Here is a 15,407-nt window from a genome sequence, read left to right as displayed (position 1 = left end):
GGTCGGACACAAAGGGTGTCCGACCCGCACCGCCACGAAGGAGGCGGCCATGGCCGCACCCATGTCCGCGGACCGGTTCGTCAACGCACTGAGGAACGAAGGGCTGACCGTCGTCGAGGTCGGCGCCTGGCGCACTCACAACCGCAACCACAAGGGCCCCTGGGGCCCCCTGCACGGGGTGATGATCCACCACACCGTCACCCGCGGCACCGCCTACTCCGTCGAGCTCTGCCGCGACGGCCACAGCGCCCTCCCGGGACCTCTGTGCCACGGCGTGATCGGCAAGGACGGCCGCGTCCACCTGGTCGGCTACGGCCGCGCCAACCACGCCGGCCTGGGCGACCCCGACGTCCTGGCGGCGGTGATCGCGGAACGGCGGCTCCCGCCGGACAACGAGGCGACCACCGACGGCAACCGCCACTTCTACGGCTTCGAGTGCGTGAACCTCGGCGACGGCGCGGACCCCTGGCCCCCGGCCCAGATCGACGCCATCGCCCGCGCGGCGGCGGCCGTGTGCCGGGTCCACCGCTGGACGGCCCGCTCGGTCATCGGCCACCGCGAATGGCAGCCGGGCAAGGTCGACCCCCGCGGCTTCACGATGGACTCCCTCCGCAACCGCATCGCGGAACGCCTGAATTGACATCCTCGCCGCCCTGGTGGACGGCGATTCCCGCCTACCGCGCCGTTGAAGGCTGCGGTGTCGGGTGGGTTCCTGGTTCGCTGCGCGGTGCCGGGACGAGTCCCGGTCTTACCTGCGCTCCACAGGCTGGCACGGCCAGTCCGGCCGCCTTGGCGACGTTGACCGCCGCGTTGATGTCCCGGTCCAGGACCGCCCCGCACGCCCCACACGTCCACACACGGACGTGCAGCGGCTTCGGGCCGTCCTTCACGCCACACTGCGAGCACACCTGGGAGGTCGGCTCGAAGCGGCCGATCTTCACGAAGGTGCGCCCGTACCGGGCGGCTTTGTACTCCAGCATGTTCACGAACGCCGACCATCCGGCGTCGTGGACGGACTTGGCCAGGCGCGTGCGGGCGAGTCCCTTCACCGCCAGGTCCTCCACGGCGACCGCTTGGTTCTCGCGGATCAGCTTCGTGGAGAGCTGGTGGTGGAACTCGCGGCGCGCGTCGGCCACCTTCGCGTGTGCGCGGGCGACCTTGATCCGGGCCTTGTTCCGGTTGCTGGAGCCCTTCTCCTTGCGGGAGAGGGCGCGCTGTGCCTTCTTCAGGCGCTTCTCGGCGCGGCGCAGGAAGCGCGGGCTGTCGACCTTCGTCCCGTCGGAGAGGACCGCGAAGTGCCCGAGCCCGAGATCGATGCCCAACTCGGGTGTGACCTCGGGAAGGACTTCCTCCGGGCCGGTCTCCACGACGAAGCTCGCAAAGTACCTGTCCGCGCTGTCCTTGACCACCGTCACCGTCGACGGCGCGGAGGGCAGACTGCGGGACCACTTGACCTTGACGTCGCCGATCTTCGGCAGGCGCAGCTTCCCGCCGGTCGTGATCGACCAGCGGGCGTTCGCGGTGAAGCGGACGGCCTGCCGGGTGTCCCGTTTCGACTTGTACCGGGGTGCGCCCATACGGGGGCGCTTGCCCTTGAGCCCGTCGAAGAAGTTCCGGTACGCGGTGTCCAGGTCGCGCAGGGACTGCTGGAGGACGACCGCCGAGACCTCGCCGAGCCAGGCCCGTTCCGGGGTGTTCTTCGCCTCGGTGATCAGCGCCTTGGACAGGTCTGCGGTCTTCGGGAACGGCATGCCTTCGCTGCGGGCGGTCTCCCGAGCGCGGAGCGCGTCGTTGTAGACCACCCGCGCACACCCGAACGCCCTCGCCAACACGCTGCGCTGACCGGCGCTCGGGTACAGGCGGAAGCTGTACCGAAGCTGCACGCGGATCACGATACACAATTGGTTTATGAGCATCGATGAGAACGTTCGTCCTGGTCGTCACTGTGTCTTCCGCATGCACGTCCACTTGGTTTTCGTGACAAAGTACCGACACAAAGTCTTCGCTGACCGGCACCTGACGCGGTGCGAGGAGATCATGCGGGCCGTGTGCGAGGACTTCGAGGCCGAGCTGGTCGAGTTCAACGGCGAGAACAACCACGTCCACCTCCTTGTGAACTTCCCGCCGAAGGTCGCCGTGTCCAAGCTGGTCAACAGCCTCAAGGGCGTCTCTTCCCGGCGGCTGCGCCAGGAGTTCCCCGACCTCGTCCGCCACTACTGGCGGGCACAACGCCTGTGGTCCGGCTCGTACTTCGCCGGTTCCGTCGGCGGCGCACCGCTCAGCATCGTGAAGCAGTACATCGAGCAGCAGAACCGGCCGCTCTGACCTGGGCTGAGGGGAACAATGCGGATCCGTGCACGCAGCTGAGGTCAGAGCAGCCCTCAGATTCGCTTCACCACCGGGCTGAAGCCCGGTGCACTGCGAATAGTCCCGGTAGCCCCCGGCCCCGGCACCGGGAAGCCCTTTCCCGGTGCCGGGCTCGGGAACACGCCTGACAGGGTGGGGACATGACACGAGACCTGGCCTTCGGCCTGTACGCGGACGACCAGGGACTGGCCGGCGTGACGAAGCTCGTCGAAACTGCCGTGGCCGCCCGGAGCGCCCGGATCGTCGGCGTGACCGTCGTGGACCCCTGCCCGTACGACTTCCTGGAGCAGCAGTGGGCCGTGGAGAACCCCGGCCACGACAGCGGCACCCGCCGACCGGTCGAACTCCGCGTCCGCCTGACCTGCTCCCTGCGCACCTGGCGATCCCTCCGCCGCACGGTGCTCACCTCCCTCTGCCCCGAGGGCCCCCACACCTGCACCGTCCCCTGGACAGCCCTCTGACGGCTGGCCCGCCGGCGGCGCCGTGGTCCTGGCCGCCGCTCAGCCGAGGTGGGGCGTAGGCCGGTGTTCCAAGAAGTGCCGGATGCGAAGCCGTTGGGTGTGGTGCATGGGCAGCGGGTCGAGGTCGGCCGGTGCCACGAACCGCAGTTCCGTGCTCTCGTCCGAGATCGCCGGCGCGCCCCCGGTGATGCGGGCCGTGAAGCAGACGTTGAACTGGCGGCGGACCTCGCCGTCGCTGTACTCGATGATGTGCTTCGGGTCCGTGTAGGTGCCGACCAGTCCCGTGATCTCCACGTCGAGGCCGGTCTCCTCCTTGACCTCTCTGACAGCCGTACCGGGGAGGGAGTCCGTGAGGTCCATCCCGCCTCCGGGGAGGGCCCACAGGTCGTTGTCGCGGCGCCGTTGCAGCAGGATGCGGCCCTGGTCGTCCGTGACGACGGCGGACGCTGCCACGACCATGCTGTTGGGTGCGGGCGCGTGGGGATCGTCGTAGTACTCGGTGCGGGCCATCGGGTCACTCCTCCACGGGACGGGCCGTCTCCCACACCGCGTCGAAGCTGTCGGCGTAGGTGTCGAACAGGCCCCCGGCGTCGTGGCGGCGCAGGTGCCACACGGGCGCACCGTACGCGTTCACGCCCCACACGTGGGCGTTGACCAAGGCTTCGTCGTCCGCCCGGTACACGCTGTTGTAGAGCGTCGTGTCGTGCGTTCGAAGCGCGATGCCGGGAACGTCGGCCAAGGGTCGGTAGTGCATGAGGGCGAGACGGCAGCGGGATTCGATGCCGTGCCCGAATCTCTCTTCCTGTCCACGCTGCCGGACGTTCTCGCTGTCCGCGTCACCGATGGCGATCCGGACCGTGCAGCCGTCCGCCGCACGTTCCCGAAGGAATTCGTTCAGGCGGGAGCCGACGACCCGCGCCGTGCTGCGCTACGTCCCCCACACCATCCGGCACGCCCCAGAGGGCGGGGTGACCTACGAGGCGTTCTGCGTCGCCGAAGGCTGCGGAGCCGAGTCGGGCGCGCACGTCGAACAGGAAGGGCCGCAGGACTGGGCGCTACGGCACGCCGGGCGGACCGGGCACGACCTGTTCCGGCGCGTGTTCACCGATCACGCCCGGGTCAGCCGCGACGCGTAGACCCCGGCCCGCTGGGCGACGGCGAGCAAGGCAGTCCAGCGCGCCGGCTTCGGCCCCGCTCACACGACCCGAACCGTGCGGGCGGGGCTCTGACGTGCGACGGCGAGGACGGGCGCGCCCCACAATGGACGGGTGAACCGCCCCGCGAACCTTGACGTGCTCTTGCAGCCCCGCCCGCCGTCCCCGTTGCAGGAGATCCATGACGAGCGGTTCGAGCGACACGGAGTCCGCCTGCTGCTGAAGCGGGACGACCTGATCCACACCACCATTCCGTGGGACACGGATCTGTTTGGACCAGTGGACCTGTACCCTCCCGGCAACAAGTGGCGCAAGCTCGCGCCGAACCTGCGGGCCGCCCTGGAGGCGGGGCACGACCGGTTGGTCACCTTCGGCGGGGCGTACTCGAACCACCTGCGGGCCACCGCGGCCGCCGGGCGGCTGCTCGGCATCGAGACGGTCGGCGTCGTGCGCGGCGACGAGCTGGCCGGCCGGCCGCTGAACGACTCCCTCGCCCGGTGCGCGGCGGACGGCATGCGGCTGCACTTCGTCTCCCGCTCCCGCTACCGCGGCAAGGCCGACCCGCGGGCACTGCCCCTGCTGCTGGAGGAGGCGGGCGCGGTCGGGGCGTACGTCGTCCCCGAGGGCGGCAGCAACGCACTCGCCCTCGCGGGCTGCGCCGAGCTGGGCCGTGAGCTCCGTGGCGTCACCGACGTGGCGGCGGTGGCCTGCGGTACCGGCGGCACCCTGGCGGGCCTGGCCGCCGGCCTGGCGCCCGGGCAGCGCGCGCTGGGCGTCCCGGTCCTCGCCGGCGGCTTCCTGTCCGAGGAGATACGTTCCCTCCAGACCGAGGCGTACGGTGGTCCGGCCGGGCGCTGGTCCCTGGCCGAGGACTTCCACCACGGCGGCTACGCCCGCGTCCCCGCCGCCCTGGAGTCCTTCGCCGCCGACTTCGCCTCCCGGCACGGCTTCCCGGTGGAGCGGATCTACGTGGCCAAGCTCCTCTGGGCCCTGACCACCCTCACCGCCGCCGGCGCCTTCCGGCCCGGCACGACCGTCACCGCGATCATCACCGGCCGCCCGTAGGGGACGGGGACGGAGGGATCTCCGGGACGTGAAACGTGTTGTGGCGTCCACGCAGCCCGCACGACCGGACCCGGACCGGGCGCCATAAATCATGAGTCCCGGACGTCCCCCCACCCCGGCCCCGCCCCCCCCCCCCCCGCCCCGCCCCGCCCCGGCAAAGCCACCCCACCCGCCGAGCCCCCCGCAGGGGAACCGCAGGGGCTACGTCGACTCCCGGTAAGCCGCCGCCTCCTCCAGGTCCAGCCTGCGCAGCAGCGCCCGCATCATCTCGTCGTCGATCCGCCGGCCGTCCCGCAGCGCGACGAACACCTCCCGCTCCGCCTCGATCATCTCCCCGGCGAGCCGCCGGTAGATGTCGTCCGCGGACTCCCCCGTCAGCGGATTGACCTCGCCGAGCCGTTCCCACACGGCGTTGCGCCGCCGTTCCAGCACCGTCCGCAGCCGGTCCGCCAGCGGCGGCGGCAGCGTGGCGTTCTCCGGTTCCTCCAGCAGCTCCGCCAGCCGTTCCTCCGCCGCCCGCGAGGCCTCGCTCTGCGCCTGCGCCTCCGCCAGCGTCTCGGCCCGCACGTCCTTCGGCGGCAGCTTCAGCACCTTGATCAGCGGCGGCAGCGTCAGCCCCTGCACCACCAGCGTCCCGATGACCGTCGTGAAGGTCAGGAAGAGGATCAGGTTCCGGTGCGGCACCGAGACCGGCACGGAGAAGGCGATGGCCAGCGAGACCACACCGCGCATCCCGGCCCAGCCCACGATCACCGGGGACTTCCAGTCCGTCTCCGGCTCGCGCGCCCGCACCCGGGGCGACAGCCAACGCGGTACGAAGGTCGCCGGGAACACCCACACGTAGCGGGCCACCACCACCACGGCGAACACCGCGACCGCGTACCAGCCCACGGCGGCGCCCTCGTACTCCCCCAGCCCCCTGAGGACCACCGGCAGCTGGAGGCCGATCAGCGCGAAGACGACCGACTCCAGGACGAAGGCGACCATCTTCCACACCGCCTCCTCCTGCAACCGGGTGGCGAAGTCGACCTGCCAGTTGCGGTGCCCGAGGTACAGCGCGACCACGACCACGGCCAGCACCCCCGACGCGTGCACCCGCTCTGCCACCGCGTAGGCCACGAAGGGGATCAGCAGCGAGAGGGTGTTCTGCAGCAGCGGCTCCCTCATCCGCTTGCGCAGCTGGTGGATCGGCACCATCAGCAGCAGGCCGACACCGACCCCGCCCACCGAGGCAAGCAGGAACTCCGCGATGCCGCCCGCCCAGCCGGCGCTCACCCCGACCGCCGCCGCCAGCGCCACCTTGTACGCGGTGATCGCGGTGGCGTCGTTGACCAGGGACTCGCCCTGAAGGATGGTCGTCAGCCGGTTCGGCAGCCCCAGCTTGCGGGCGATGGCCGTCGCCGCGACCGCGTCGGGCGGCGCGATCACCGCACCCAGCACCAGCGCCACCGGCAGGGACAGCCCCGGCACCAGCAGGTACGCCGCGTACCCGACGACGACGGTCGCGAAGAGCACGTAGCCGACCGACAGCATCGCGATGGGCCTGATGTTCGCGCGCAGGTCCAGGTACGAGCTGTCCACGGAGGCGGTGTACAGCAGCGGCGGGAGCAGCAGCGGCAGCACGATGTGCGGGTCGAGGGTGTAGGCGGGCACGCCGGGGACGTACGAGGCCGCCAGCCCGGCGGCGACGAGCAGGAGCGGCGCGGGTACCGGTGTGCGCCGCGCGAGCCCCGCCACGGCCGCGCTGCCCGCGACCAGCGCCACCAGCTGCAATACGTCCATCGAGGATCGGTCCTCCTTCGTCGCGCGCCCGCACCCTGGCCGTACGCTGGCCATCATGAGCGAGTGCACGCACGTTGCCGAACTGCCGCGCCCCGAGCCGGTCCCGTCTGCTCAGACCTGCGCCGAATGTCTGGCGCTCGGCAGCCACCCGGTGCAGCTGCGGATGTGCCTGGGCTGCGGGCATGTGGCGTGCTGCGATTCCTCGCCGCTCCGGCACGCCACGGCGCACCACCACGAGAGCGGCCATCCGGTGATGCGGAGCTTCGAGCCGGGCGAGACCTGGCGATGGTGTTTTGTCGACGGTTCGATCGTGTGAGGCGGGGTAGTTCAACCCTCCGCCGGTTCCCCTGATTTGATCCCCGCAGACCCCTAGCCACTGTGCGTACCCATGGGCTTACCATCAGTCACTGGGCGCAGGACAGGGTGCTCAGAGCGGGCGTCACGAGGGGTGCCGCGACACGATCGCCCGGATCGCGGTAGCGTCACCGGCGAAAAGAGCTCGTACCACCTTGGAGGTGAGGGTGTCCCAGATCGCAGGCGAGCCCGGGACTCAGGACTTCGTGGAAGTCCGGCTGCCCGCTGCGGGTGCCTACCTGTCGGTGCTGCGGACGGCCACGGCCGGCCTCGCGGCACGTTTGGACTTCACCCTCGACGAGATCGAGGACCTCCGCATCGCGGTGGACGAGGCCTGCGCGATCCTGCTCCAGCAGGCCGTGCCGGGCTCCGTCCTCAGTTGCGTCTTCCGGCTGATCGACGATTCGCTGGAAGTGACCGTCTCGGCGCCGACCACGGACGGGCGCGCGCCGGAGCGGGACACGTTCGCGTGGACGGTCCTGTCGGCACTGGCCGGCAAGGTCGAGGCCACGGTCGAGGAGAACCGGACGGTGAGCATCAGCCTTTACAAACAACGCGGCGCGGGGCCAGGCCCGGCGTGAGCGGCGGGGAGATCCCGGTGCGGGGCGGGGATCGGCCCCGGGTACGGCACGAGGTCGACGGCGGCATCCCGGAGCAGCAGCACGCCCGGCCGCACCCGGCTGACGCGGATGCGGAAGACGGCTTTTTGGACTCGGCGGAGCGACGGGCGGGCCCTATGAGCGAGAACCAGCACGACCAGGCACAGCCGGTACAGCCACCGGAGGCCGCTGCGCCGGCCCCGGCGGCGTTCCCGGGATCTCCGGCGCCCGCGGCGCTGCCCGATCCGCGCGACCGCAGCAGCGCGCGGGCCCTGTTCGTCGAGCTGCGGGCGCTGCCCGACGGCTCGGCGGAGAAGGCGGAGCTGCGCAACCGGCTGGTACGGATGCACCTGCCGCTGGTCGAGCATCTGGCGCGGCGGTTCCGCAACCGCGGTGAGCCCCTGGACGACCTGACCCAGGTCGCGACGATCGGCCTGATCAAGTCGGTGGACCGGTTCGACCCGGACCGCGGGGTCGAGTTCTCCACGTACGCCACGCCCACGGTGGTCGGCGAGATCAAGCGGCACTTCCGCGACAAGGGCTGGGCGGTGCGGGTGCCGCGGCGCCTGCAGGAGCTCCGGCTCTCGCTGACGACCGCCACCGCCGAGCTCTCCCAGCAGCACGGCCGCTCCCCGACGGTGCACGAGCTGGCCGAGCGGCTGGGCATCTCCGAGGAGGAGGTGCTGGAGGGGCTGGAATCGGCCAATGCCTACAGCACGCTCTCCCTGGACGTCCCCGACACCGACGACGAGTCGCCGGCGGTCGCGGACACGCTGGGTGCGGAGGACGAGGCCCTGGAGGGCGTCGAGTACCGCGAGTCGCTCAAGCCGCTGCTGGAGGGACTGCCCCCGCGGGAGAAGCGGATCCTGCTGCTGAGGTTCTTCGGCAACATGACGCAGTCGCAGATCGCGCAGGAGGTCGGCATCTCCCAGATGCACGTCTCCCGTCTGCTGGCCCGCACCCTGGCCCAGCTCCGCGAGAAGCTGCTCGTCGAGGAGTGAGCCCGGCCCGGCCGTGCGCCGGGCCGGGGCGTGCGCCGGGACCGGGGTCAGGAGGAGGACGGCCCTCCGATGCCGAGGGCCTCGGTCGCCGTCGGGTTCACGAGGAGTGCGACGACGGCCACCGCGGCCACCGCGAGCGCCGCTGCGGCGGCGGTCATGGCACCGCCGGTGGTGTAGAGCGTCCAGGCCACCGGCAGCGCCATCAGCTGGGTGATCAGTGCCGGGCCGCGGCTCCAGCGGCGGCCCAGGCGCAGGCCGCGGGCCGCGATCAGCGGCAGCGCGGCGAGCGCGAGCAGGGTGATGCCGCCCGTCTCGGCCTGCTGCGGGGAGTCGGGGTCGCCGGCGATGCCGACGAACAGCATGTACACGCCGAGGCCGGCGAGCGCCAGGCCCTCCAGGGCGGTGAGCGCGGCTGCGGCGGTCAGCCGGCGGGGCAGCGCGGTGGGCGCTTCGACGGTGGGGGCGGGGGCCTTCGCGGGCTGCTTCTTACTCACCCATGCAGGGTAGCGGCGCCCCGGCGGGAGCCGGAGGGGACGGGCAGTAGGGTCGGCCCGCGAGGGGGTGGGTAGTCTGGCGCACATGCGTGCACTTCTCGTGGCCAACCCAGCAGCGACGACCACCAGTGCGCGCACGCGCGACGTCCTGATCCATGCCCTGGCCAGCGAGATGAAGCTGGAGGCGGTCACCACCGAGTACCGCGGGCACGCCCGGGACCTGGGGCGCAAGGCCGTGCACGAGGGGCTGGACCTGGTGGTCGCCCTGGGCGGCGACGGCACGGTCAACGAGGTGGTGAACGGGCTGCTGCACGACGGGCCCGACCCGGACCGGCTCCCGCGGCTGGCGGTGGTCCCCGGCGGCTCCACCAACGTGTTCGCCCGCGCCCTGGGGCTGCCCAACGACGCGGTCGAGGCGACGGGCGCACTGCTGGACGCGCTGCGCGAGGAACGCGAGCGGACGGTCGGCCTCGGACTGGCGGCGGGGACTCCGGGGACGGAGGACGAGTCGGTCCCGGCGCGCTGGTTCACCTTCTGCGCGGGCTTCGGTTTCGACGCGGGTGTCGTGGGACGGGTGGAGCAGCAGCGGGAGCGCGGCAAGCGTTCGACGCACGCACTGTATGTACGACAGCTGATGCGCCAGTTCTGGGAGGAGCCCAACCGCCGGCACGGGACGGTGACGCTGGAGCGCCCCGGCGCGGATCCGGTGACGGACCTGGTGCTGTCGATAGTGTGCAACACGTCACCCTGGACGTATCTGGGGAATCGTCCGCTTTACGCCTCTCCGGAGGCGTCGTTCGATACTGCGCTTGACGTATTGGCACTCAACCGTTTGTCAACTCCGGCCGTCGCGCGCTACGCCACACAGCTCCTGACCTCCACTCCTGAGCGGGGTCCGCACGGCAAGCACGCGGTGTCTCTGCACGATCTGACCGACTTCACCTTGCATTCGAAGGTTCCCCTCCCGTTCCAGATGGACGGCGATCACCTCGGACTGCGCACCAGCGTTCGGTTCACAGGCGTACGCCGTGCACTGCGTGTGATTGTGTGAGTAGAAGGGCCCCCAGGCCTTTCACTCGAACGTTTACACGCCGGTCCACCCTCACGATGTAGGGCTGTGACCTAGTAGACACCGACGAATCAAAAAAAACTTTCCGGAAGGGGTTGTATCCCCGTCCGAGGTTTGCGAATCTCTTCATGGCGATCGGGACAGCCCGCAGGACCCGGCACCCACACAGACCGCCAGAACCCCTCCACGAATCTCAGACTGATCACCCGCGTGAAACCGGGCGGTCGCCCTTCCCTCACGGGGGGATTCGTGAAAGCGTTCACATTCACAAGCAAAGTGCCCGCAATACAAGGAGATGGAGCAGCCATGGACTGGCGTCACAACGCCGTTTGCCGCGAGGAAGACCCGGAACTCTTCTTCCCCATCGGCAACACCGGTCCTGCGCTGCTGCAGATCGAGGAAGCCAAGGCCGTCTGCCGCCGTTGCCCCGTCATGGAGCAGTGCCTGCAGTGGGCGCTTGAGTCCGGTCAGGACTCCGGCGTCTGGGGCGGTCTCAGCGAGGACGAGCGCCGCGCCATGAAGCGCCGCGCCGCTCGCAACCGGGCGCGCAACGCCAGCGCCTGACAAACGACTTTCGAGCCTCGACGCGCAGCGCGCAGTAACCGAAAAGCGCTCAGCAACGTGCTCTTGAGCCCCGGACCGAAGTATTCGGTCCGGGGCTCAGTGCTGTGCCGCGACTACGCTGCGTAGACCAGGACCCGCGGGTCCCCGATCACGCTGCGTCATCGTACGGCTGCTACTTCTGCGGGCTGGACGGCAGGTCCAGGACGACCTTGGTGCCGCGTGGCTCGGCCCGGACCATGTCGAAGGTGCCGCCGAGTTCCCCCTCCACGAGGGTCCGTACGATCTGCAGTCCGAGGTTCCCGGCCCGCTGAGGGTCGAAGCCCTCGGGCAGGCCGTCGCCGTCGTCGAGCACGGTGATCAGCAGCCGGCCGTCCTTGCGGCCGGTCCCGCTGCGCAGCGCGGCCACCTCCACGGTGCCGCGCTCCCCGTGGGGGAAGGCGTGTTCCAGGGCGTTCTGCAGGATCTCGGTCAGCACCATCGACAGCGGGGTGGCGACCTCCGCGTCGAGGATCCCGAAGCGGCCGGTGCGCCGGCAGTCGACCTTGCCCGGCGAGATCTCCGAGACCATCGCGATGACGCGGTCGGCGATCTCGTCGAACTCGACGCGCTCGTCGAGGTTCTGAGACAGCGTCTCGTGCACGATCGCGATCGATCCGACGCGGCGGACCGCCTCGTTGAGCGCTTCGCGGCCCTGCGGGGAATCCATGCGGCGGGACTGGAGCCGCAACAGGGCGGCCACGGTCTGGAGGTTGTTCTTCACCCGGTGGTGGATCTCCCGGATGGTCGCGTCCTTGGTGATCAGTTCACGTTCGCGACGGCGCAGTTCCGTGACGTCGCGGCAGAGCACCAGGGAGCCGATCCGGGTGCCCTTCGGCTTGAGCGGGATGGCGCGCAGCTGGATGACGCCGCCGTTGCCCTCGACCTCGGTCTCGCGGGGGGCCCAGCCGCTGGCGAGCTTGACCAGTGCCTCGTCGACCGGGCCGCGGGAGGGGGCGAGTTCGGCGGTGGTGGCTCCGAGGTCCTGGCCGACCAGGTCGGAGGCGAGGCCGAGGCGGTGGTAGGCGGAGAGCGCGTTCGGGGAGGCGTAGGTGACCACTCCGTCGGCGTCGAGCCGGATCAGGCCGTCGCCCACGCGTGGCGAGGCGTCCATGTCGACCTGCTGGCCGGGGAAGGGGAAGGAGCCGGCCGCGATCATCTGCGCGAGGTCCGAGGCGGACTGGAGGTAGGTCAGCTCCAACCGGCTGGGTGTACGCACAGTGAGCAGGTTGGTGTTGCGCGCGATCACTCCCAGTACACGGCCCTCGCGGCGGACGGGGATCGACTCGACGCGGACCGGCACCTCCTCGCGCCACTCGGGGTCGCCCTCGCGCACGATGCGGCCCTCGTCGAGCGCGGCGTCGAGCAGCGGGCGGCGGCCGCGCGGCACCAGGTGGCCGACCATGTCGTCCTGGTAGGAGGTGGGGCCGGTGTTGGGGCGCATCTGGGCGACCGAGACGTACCGCGTGCCGTCGAGGGTGGGCACCCACAGCACGAGGTCGGCGAAGGACAGGTCGGAGAGCAGCTGCCACTCCGAGACCAGCAGGTGGAGCCACTCCAGGTCGGTTTCTCCGAGAGCGGTGTGCTGGCGTACGAGGTCGTTCATGGAGGGCACGTTGCGAGCGTACCCCGGGTACGCACGATGACTTTCCCCACGACGGTACTCAGGAGTATCCAGGAGGGGCACCGGCCGCGTAGTGTTGGAGGAAGTGACGGGTTTCCCGCTACCGTCATTGGATGGACAGATCAGATTGGTCTAGTCCAGAATTGACTCAGAGTCTCCGCCCTCCCCGCACAGGAGGACGGATCGAGGTAGCCGCGCGCTCTGCCCTGACCGCGCAGGCACCTCTCACCGGCCGCCGGGAACCGCACACCTGACGGCCGTAAGTACTCCGGGCTACGGTGCCGGACGGGTTGAGGGTCCCGTCCTGCACCGTGGCCCAGAGGAATGTCCGGGGCTCTTTCACGGCCAGGCCAGCAGGGCCCGCTCCGCCACCGCCTCCAGTTCCTCCCGGGTCGCCCCGTCGCGCGACTGCTGGGACATCCCCTGAAGCACCGCTCCGGCGTACCGGGCCAGCGCCCGCGCGTCCGTGTCCGCGGGCAGTTCGCCGTTGGCGATGTCGGCGCGGATCCGGCTCTCGAAGAGCTCCAGGTTGGCGTTGCGGCGCTCGCACAGCGCCTGGGCCACCTCGTGGGAGGTGGTGTTGATCGCCGCGCTGATCACCATGCAGCCCCGCGGGTGGGCCGGGTCGGTGTAGACCTCGGCCGCCTCGCGCAGGATGCGCCCGACGGCGGCGCGGGCGGTGGGCTCCTCGGCCAGCGCCACGGCGGCGAAGTCGCCGTACCGGCTGCCGTACACCTCGACGACCTCGTCGAAGAGCTTCCGCTTGTCACCGAAGGCCGCATAGAGGCTGGGGGCGCCGATGCCGATCGAGGCGGTCAGGTCGGAGATCGAGGTCGCCTCGTAGCCGCGCTCCCAGAAGGCCGTCATCGCCTTCTCCAGGGCGGCGTCACGGTCGAAGGAGCGCGGCCTGCCGCGCTGTCCGGTCACCATCCCCGCATTCTATAGCGGGCGCTAAGGAATCTGGTACGGTCCTTTCTGTAGCGACCGTTATCGATGTGGAGGGGGGCGCGTCATGGGCGTGCTCGAAGGGAAGACCGCGCTGGTCACGGGCGGCAGCCGGGGCATCGGCCGGGCCGTGGCGCAGCGGCTGGCGCGGGACGGCGCCCTGGTGGCCGTGCACTACGGCCGCAACGCGGCGGCAGCCGAGGAGACCGTCGCGGCGATCGGCGCGGCCGGCGGGCGGGCCTTCGCCATCGGGGCCGAGCTGGGGGTCCCGGGGGACGCGCAGGCCCTCTGGGCGGCGTACGAGGCCCACCCGGCGCACACCGGGTCCGTGGACATCCTCGTCAACAACGCGGGGGCGGCGACCTTCGCGGGGATCGCGGACACCGACGAGGAGGCCTACGACCGGGCCCACGCGCTGAACGCCAAGGCGCCGTTCTTCGTGATCCGGCACGGGCTGGCGCGGCTGCGCGACGGAGGCCGGATCGTGAACGTCACCGGCACCCCGGATCTCGCACTGCCGGCGATCCTCGCGACGGTCATGGCGAAGGGCGCGGTGAACGCGATGACGCGCTCACTCGCCGCCGAGCTGGCGCCGCGGGGGATCACCGTGAACTCGGTGGGACCCGGGATCACCGAGACGGACCTGAACGCGGCCCTGCTCGGCGACCCCGCGACCCGGGCCCACCTGGCCGCCCGCTCGGTCTTCCACCGGGTGGGCACGGCGGAGGAGGTGGCGGACGTGGTGGCCTTCCTGGCCTCGGCGGACTCCCGCTGGGTCACGGGCCAGCACCTGGACGCCACCGGCGGCCTGCAGTTGGCCCTGATCTAGGGGTGTCGTCGAAGTCCCGTCCGGGTGGAGGGGCCCGGCACGCACGCCCTCACGGGCGGCCGACGCTACTTCGACGACACCCACCCAGTGCCGGGTCACGGCGCTGGAGGGGATGGAGCCGGCACCGGTCGCGGGCGGCTTTCCGGGAGGCCCTGGGCGCGGATCGGGATCACCATGGAAAGTGGCGGGACCCCCCGCGTACCCGGCCCGCTCTGCTAGATTGGTCTATACCACATCACCTCTCCAGATCGGCAGGCCACGCGTGGAAGTTGTCATCGTCCCGGACGCCAAGGCAGGCGGCGAGCTCATCGCGGAGGCCATGGCCGCCCTGGTACGCCGCAAGCCCGACGCCCTGCTCGGCGTGGCGACCGGCTCTACCCCGCTGCCCGTCTACGAGGCGCTCGCGCGCAAGGCCGGAGCGGGTGAGGTCGACGTCTCCGCCGCCCGGATATGCCAGCTCGACGAGTACGTCGGCCTGCCGGCCGGGCACCCCGAGTCCTACCGCGCCGTCGTCCTGCGCGAGGTCGTCGAGCCCCTGGGGCTGACCGAGGCCTCCTTCATGGGCCCCGACGGCTCGGCCGAGGACGTCGCCGCCGCGTGCGAGGCCTACGACCGGGCCCTCGCCGAGGCCGGCGGCGTCGACCTGCAGCTGCTGGGCATCGGCACGGACGGGCACATCGGCTTCAACGAGCCCTGCTCGTCCCTGTCCTCCCGCACCCGCATCAAGACGCTGACGCAGCAGACCCGCGTGGACAACGCGCGCTTCTTCGACGACGACCTGGAGCAGGTGCCGCACCACGTCATCACCCAGGGCATCGGCACCATCCTCGACGCCCGCCACCTGGTGCTGCTGGCCACCGGCGAGGGCAAGGCCGAGGCCGTCGCGCAGACCGTCGAGGGCCCGCTGTCCGCGCTCGTGCCGGCTTCCGCGCTGCAACTGCACCGCCACGCCACCGTCGTCGTGGACGAGGCCGCGGCCTCGAAGCTCAAGCTGGCCGACTACTTCCGCCACACCTACGCCGACAAGCCGTCCTGGCAGGGGCTGTAGCCCCCACGACGGACG

General features: G+C 71.0%; 18 protein-coding genes and 1 pseudogene. 12 read left to right on the top strand and 7 right to left on the bottom strand.

Annotated features, from left to right (window positions below):
- Nucleotides 1–49: 49 nt before the first annotated feature.
- Complete coding sequence (locus BSL84_RS22460; protein WP_030026294.1) at nucleotides 50–640, top strand: N-acetylmuramoyl-L-alanine amidase; 591 nt, start codon at nucleotides 50–52, stop codon at nucleotides 638–640.
- Nucleotides 641–674: 34 nt separating this feature from the next.
- On the opposite strand, the gene BSL84_RS22455 is transcribed toward BSL84_RS22460, so the two are convergent.
- Nucleotides 675–1,883: an RNA-guided endonuclease InsQ/TnpB family protein gene (locus BSL84_RS22455; protein ID WP_079273473.1), complete on the bottom strand. Its 1,209-nt coding sequence runs from the start codon at nucleotides 1,881–1,883 to the stop codon at nucleotides 675–677.
- A 25-nt stretch (nucleotides 1,884–1,908) separates the two neighbouring features.
- Here BSL84_RS22455 and tnpA point away from each other — a divergent pair, with 25 nt between their 5' ends.
- Together tnpA and BSL84_RS22445 are read left to right on the top strand one after the other, a co-directional pair.
- A complete protein-coding gene (tnpA, locus tag BSL84_RS22450; protein WP_075970998.1) occupies nucleotides 1,909–2,325 on the top strand; it encodes an IS200/IS605 family transposase in 417 nt (138 codons plus the stop codon).
- A gap of 182 nt (nucleotides 2,326–2,507) precedes the next feature.
- Nucleotides 2,508–2,828, top strand: coding sequence for a hypothetical protein (locus BSL84_RS22445; protein ID WP_030026296.1), 321 nt, complete (start codon nucleotides 2,508–2,510; stop codon nucleotides 2,826–2,828).
- A gap of 39 nt (nucleotides 2,829–2,867) precedes the next feature.
- Here the strand turns inward: BSL84_RS22445 and BSL84_RS22440 are convergent, their stop codons facing one another.
- Both BSL84_RS22440 and BSL84_RS22435 read right to left on the bottom strand, forming a co-directional pair.
- Complete coding sequence (locus BSL84_RS22440; protein WP_075970997.1) at nucleotides 2,868–3,338, bottom strand: NUDIX domain-containing protein; 471 nt, start codon at nucleotides 3,336–3,338, stop codon at nucleotides 2,868–2,870.
- Between the two features lie 4 nt (nucleotides 3,339–3,342).
- Nucleotides 3,343–3,729 (bottom strand): annotated as a pseudogene (locus tag BSL84_RS22435) (DUF5919 domain-containing protein); the annotation flags it as partial.
- 19 nt (nucleotides 3,730–3,748) lie between these two features.
- Between BSL84_RS22435 and BSL84_RS22430 the strand changes: the two are divergent.
- Together BSL84_RS22430 and BSL84_RS22425 are read left to right on the top strand one after the other, a co-directional pair.
- Nucleotides 3,749–3,964 (top strand): hypothetical protein, encoded by a 216-nt coding sequence (locus BSL84_RS22430; RefSeq protein ID WP_234363497.1) that lies wholly within the window; start codon nucleotides 3,749–3,751, stop codon nucleotides 3,962–3,964.
- A gap of 132 nt (nucleotides 3,965–4,096) precedes the next feature.
- On the top strand, nucleotides 4,097–5,047 hold the full coding sequence (locus BSL84_RS22425) for a 1-aminocyclopropane-1-carboxylate deaminase/D-cysteine desulfhydrase (RefSeq protein ID WP_075970996.1): 951 nt from the start codon (nucleotides 4,097–4,099) through the stop codon (nucleotides 5,045–5,047).
- A 201-nt stretch (nucleotides 5,048–5,248) separates the two neighbouring features.
- Here BSL84_RS22425 and BSL84_RS22420 read toward each other — a convergent pair whose 3' ends face one another.
- Nucleotides 5,249–6,829: a Na+/H+ antiporter gene (locus BSL84_RS22420; RefSeq protein WP_030026302.1), complete on the bottom strand. Its 1,581-nt coding sequence runs from the start codon at nucleotides 6,827–6,829 to the stop codon at nucleotides 5,249–5,251.
- Nucleotides 6,830–6,884: 55 nt separating this feature from the next.
- Between BSL84_RS22420 and BSL84_RS22415 the strand changes: the two genes are divergently transcribed.
- The 3 genes from BSL84_RS22415 (at nucleotide 6,885) to BSL84_RS22405 (ending at nucleotide 8,783) form a co-directional block, all read left to right on the top strand.
- A complete protein-coding gene (locus tag BSL84_RS22415) occupies nucleotides 6,885–7,145 on the top strand; it encodes a UBP-type zinc finger domain-containing protein (RefSeq protein ID WP_075972188.1) in 261 nt (86 codons plus the stop codon).
- A 205-nt stretch (nucleotides 7,146–7,350) separates the two neighbouring features.
- A complete protein-coding gene (locus BSL84_RS22410) occupies nucleotides 7,351–7,764 on the top strand; it encodes an anti-sigma regulatory factor (protein ID WP_030012703.1) in 414 nt (137 codons plus the stop codon).
- An 11-nt stretch (nucleotides 7,765–7,775) separates the two neighbouring features.
- Nucleotides 7,776–8,783: an RNA polymerase sigma factor SigF gene (locus BSL84_RS22405; RefSeq protein WP_234363636.1), complete on the top strand. Its 1,008-nt coding sequence runs from the start codon at nucleotides 7,776–7,778 to the stop codon at nucleotides 8,781–8,783.
- A 47-nt stretch (nucleotides 8,784–8,830) separates the two neighbouring features.
- Here BSL84_RS22405 and BSL84_RS22400 read toward each other — a convergent pair whose 3' ends face one another.
- Nucleotides 8,831–9,277 carry a hypothetical protein gene (locus tag BSL84_RS22400; protein WP_037632507.1) on the bottom strand — a complete coding sequence of 149 codons (447 nt, stop codon included), beginning with the start codon at nucleotides 9,275–9,277 and terminating at the stop codon, nucleotides 8,831–8,833.
- A gap of 85 nt (nucleotides 9,278–9,362) precedes the next feature.
- On the opposite strand from BSL84_RS22400, the gene BSL84_RS22395 reads away from it, so the two are divergent.
- Nucleotides 9,363–10,328, top strand: coding sequence for a diacylglycerol/lipid kinase family protein (locus BSL84_RS22395; RefSeq protein ID WP_030026307.1), 966 nt, complete (start codon nucleotides 9,363–9,365; stop codon nucleotides 10,326–10,328).
- A gap of 324 nt (nucleotides 10,329–10,652) precedes the next feature.
- Nucleotides 10,653–10,910 (top strand): WhiB family transcriptional regulator, encoded by a 258-nt coding sequence (locus BSL84_RS22390; protein ID WP_003953983.1) that lies wholly within the window; start codon nucleotides 10,653–10,655, stop codon nucleotides 10,908–10,910.
- A 172-nt stretch (nucleotides 10,911–11,082) separates the two neighbouring features.
- Here BSL84_RS22390 and BSL84_RS22385 read toward each other — a convergent pair whose 3' ends face one another.
- Entirely contained in the window at nucleotides 11,083–12,552 is a 1,470-nt protein-coding gene (locus BSL84_RS22385) for a sensor histidine kinase (RefSeq protein ID WP_199838798.1), read from the bottom strand.
- Between the two features lie 357 nt (nucleotides 12,553–12,909).
- Nucleotides 12,910–13,500, bottom strand: a complete 591-nt coding sequence (locus BSL84_RS22380) for a TetR/AcrR family transcriptional regulator (protein WP_075970993.1) — start codon at nucleotides 13,498–13,500, stop codon at nucleotides 12,910–12,912.
- Nucleotides 13,501–13,582: 82 nt separating this feature from the next.
- Between BSL84_RS22380 and BSL84_RS22375 the strand changes: the two genes are divergently transcribed.
- Nucleotides 13,583–14,344, top strand: coding sequence for an SDR family oxidoreductase (locus BSL84_RS22375; RefSeq protein WP_030026312.1), 762 nt, complete (start codon nucleotides 13,583–13,585; stop codon nucleotides 14,342–14,344).
- 262 nt (nucleotides 14,345–14,606) lie between these two features.
- Entirely contained in the window at nucleotides 14,607–15,392 is a 786-nt protein-coding gene (gene nagB / locus BSL84_RS22370) for a glucosamine-6-phosphate deaminase (protein WP_075970992.1), read from the top strand.
- Nucleotides 15,393–15,407: the final 15 nt, after the last annotated feature.

The organism is Streptomyces sp. TN58, assembly GCF_001941845.1.
Lineage (GTDB): Bacteria > Actinomycetota > Actinomycetes > Streptomycetales > Streptomycetaceae > Streptomyces.
This window is presented reverse-complemented; position numbering and strand designations above follow the sequence as displayed.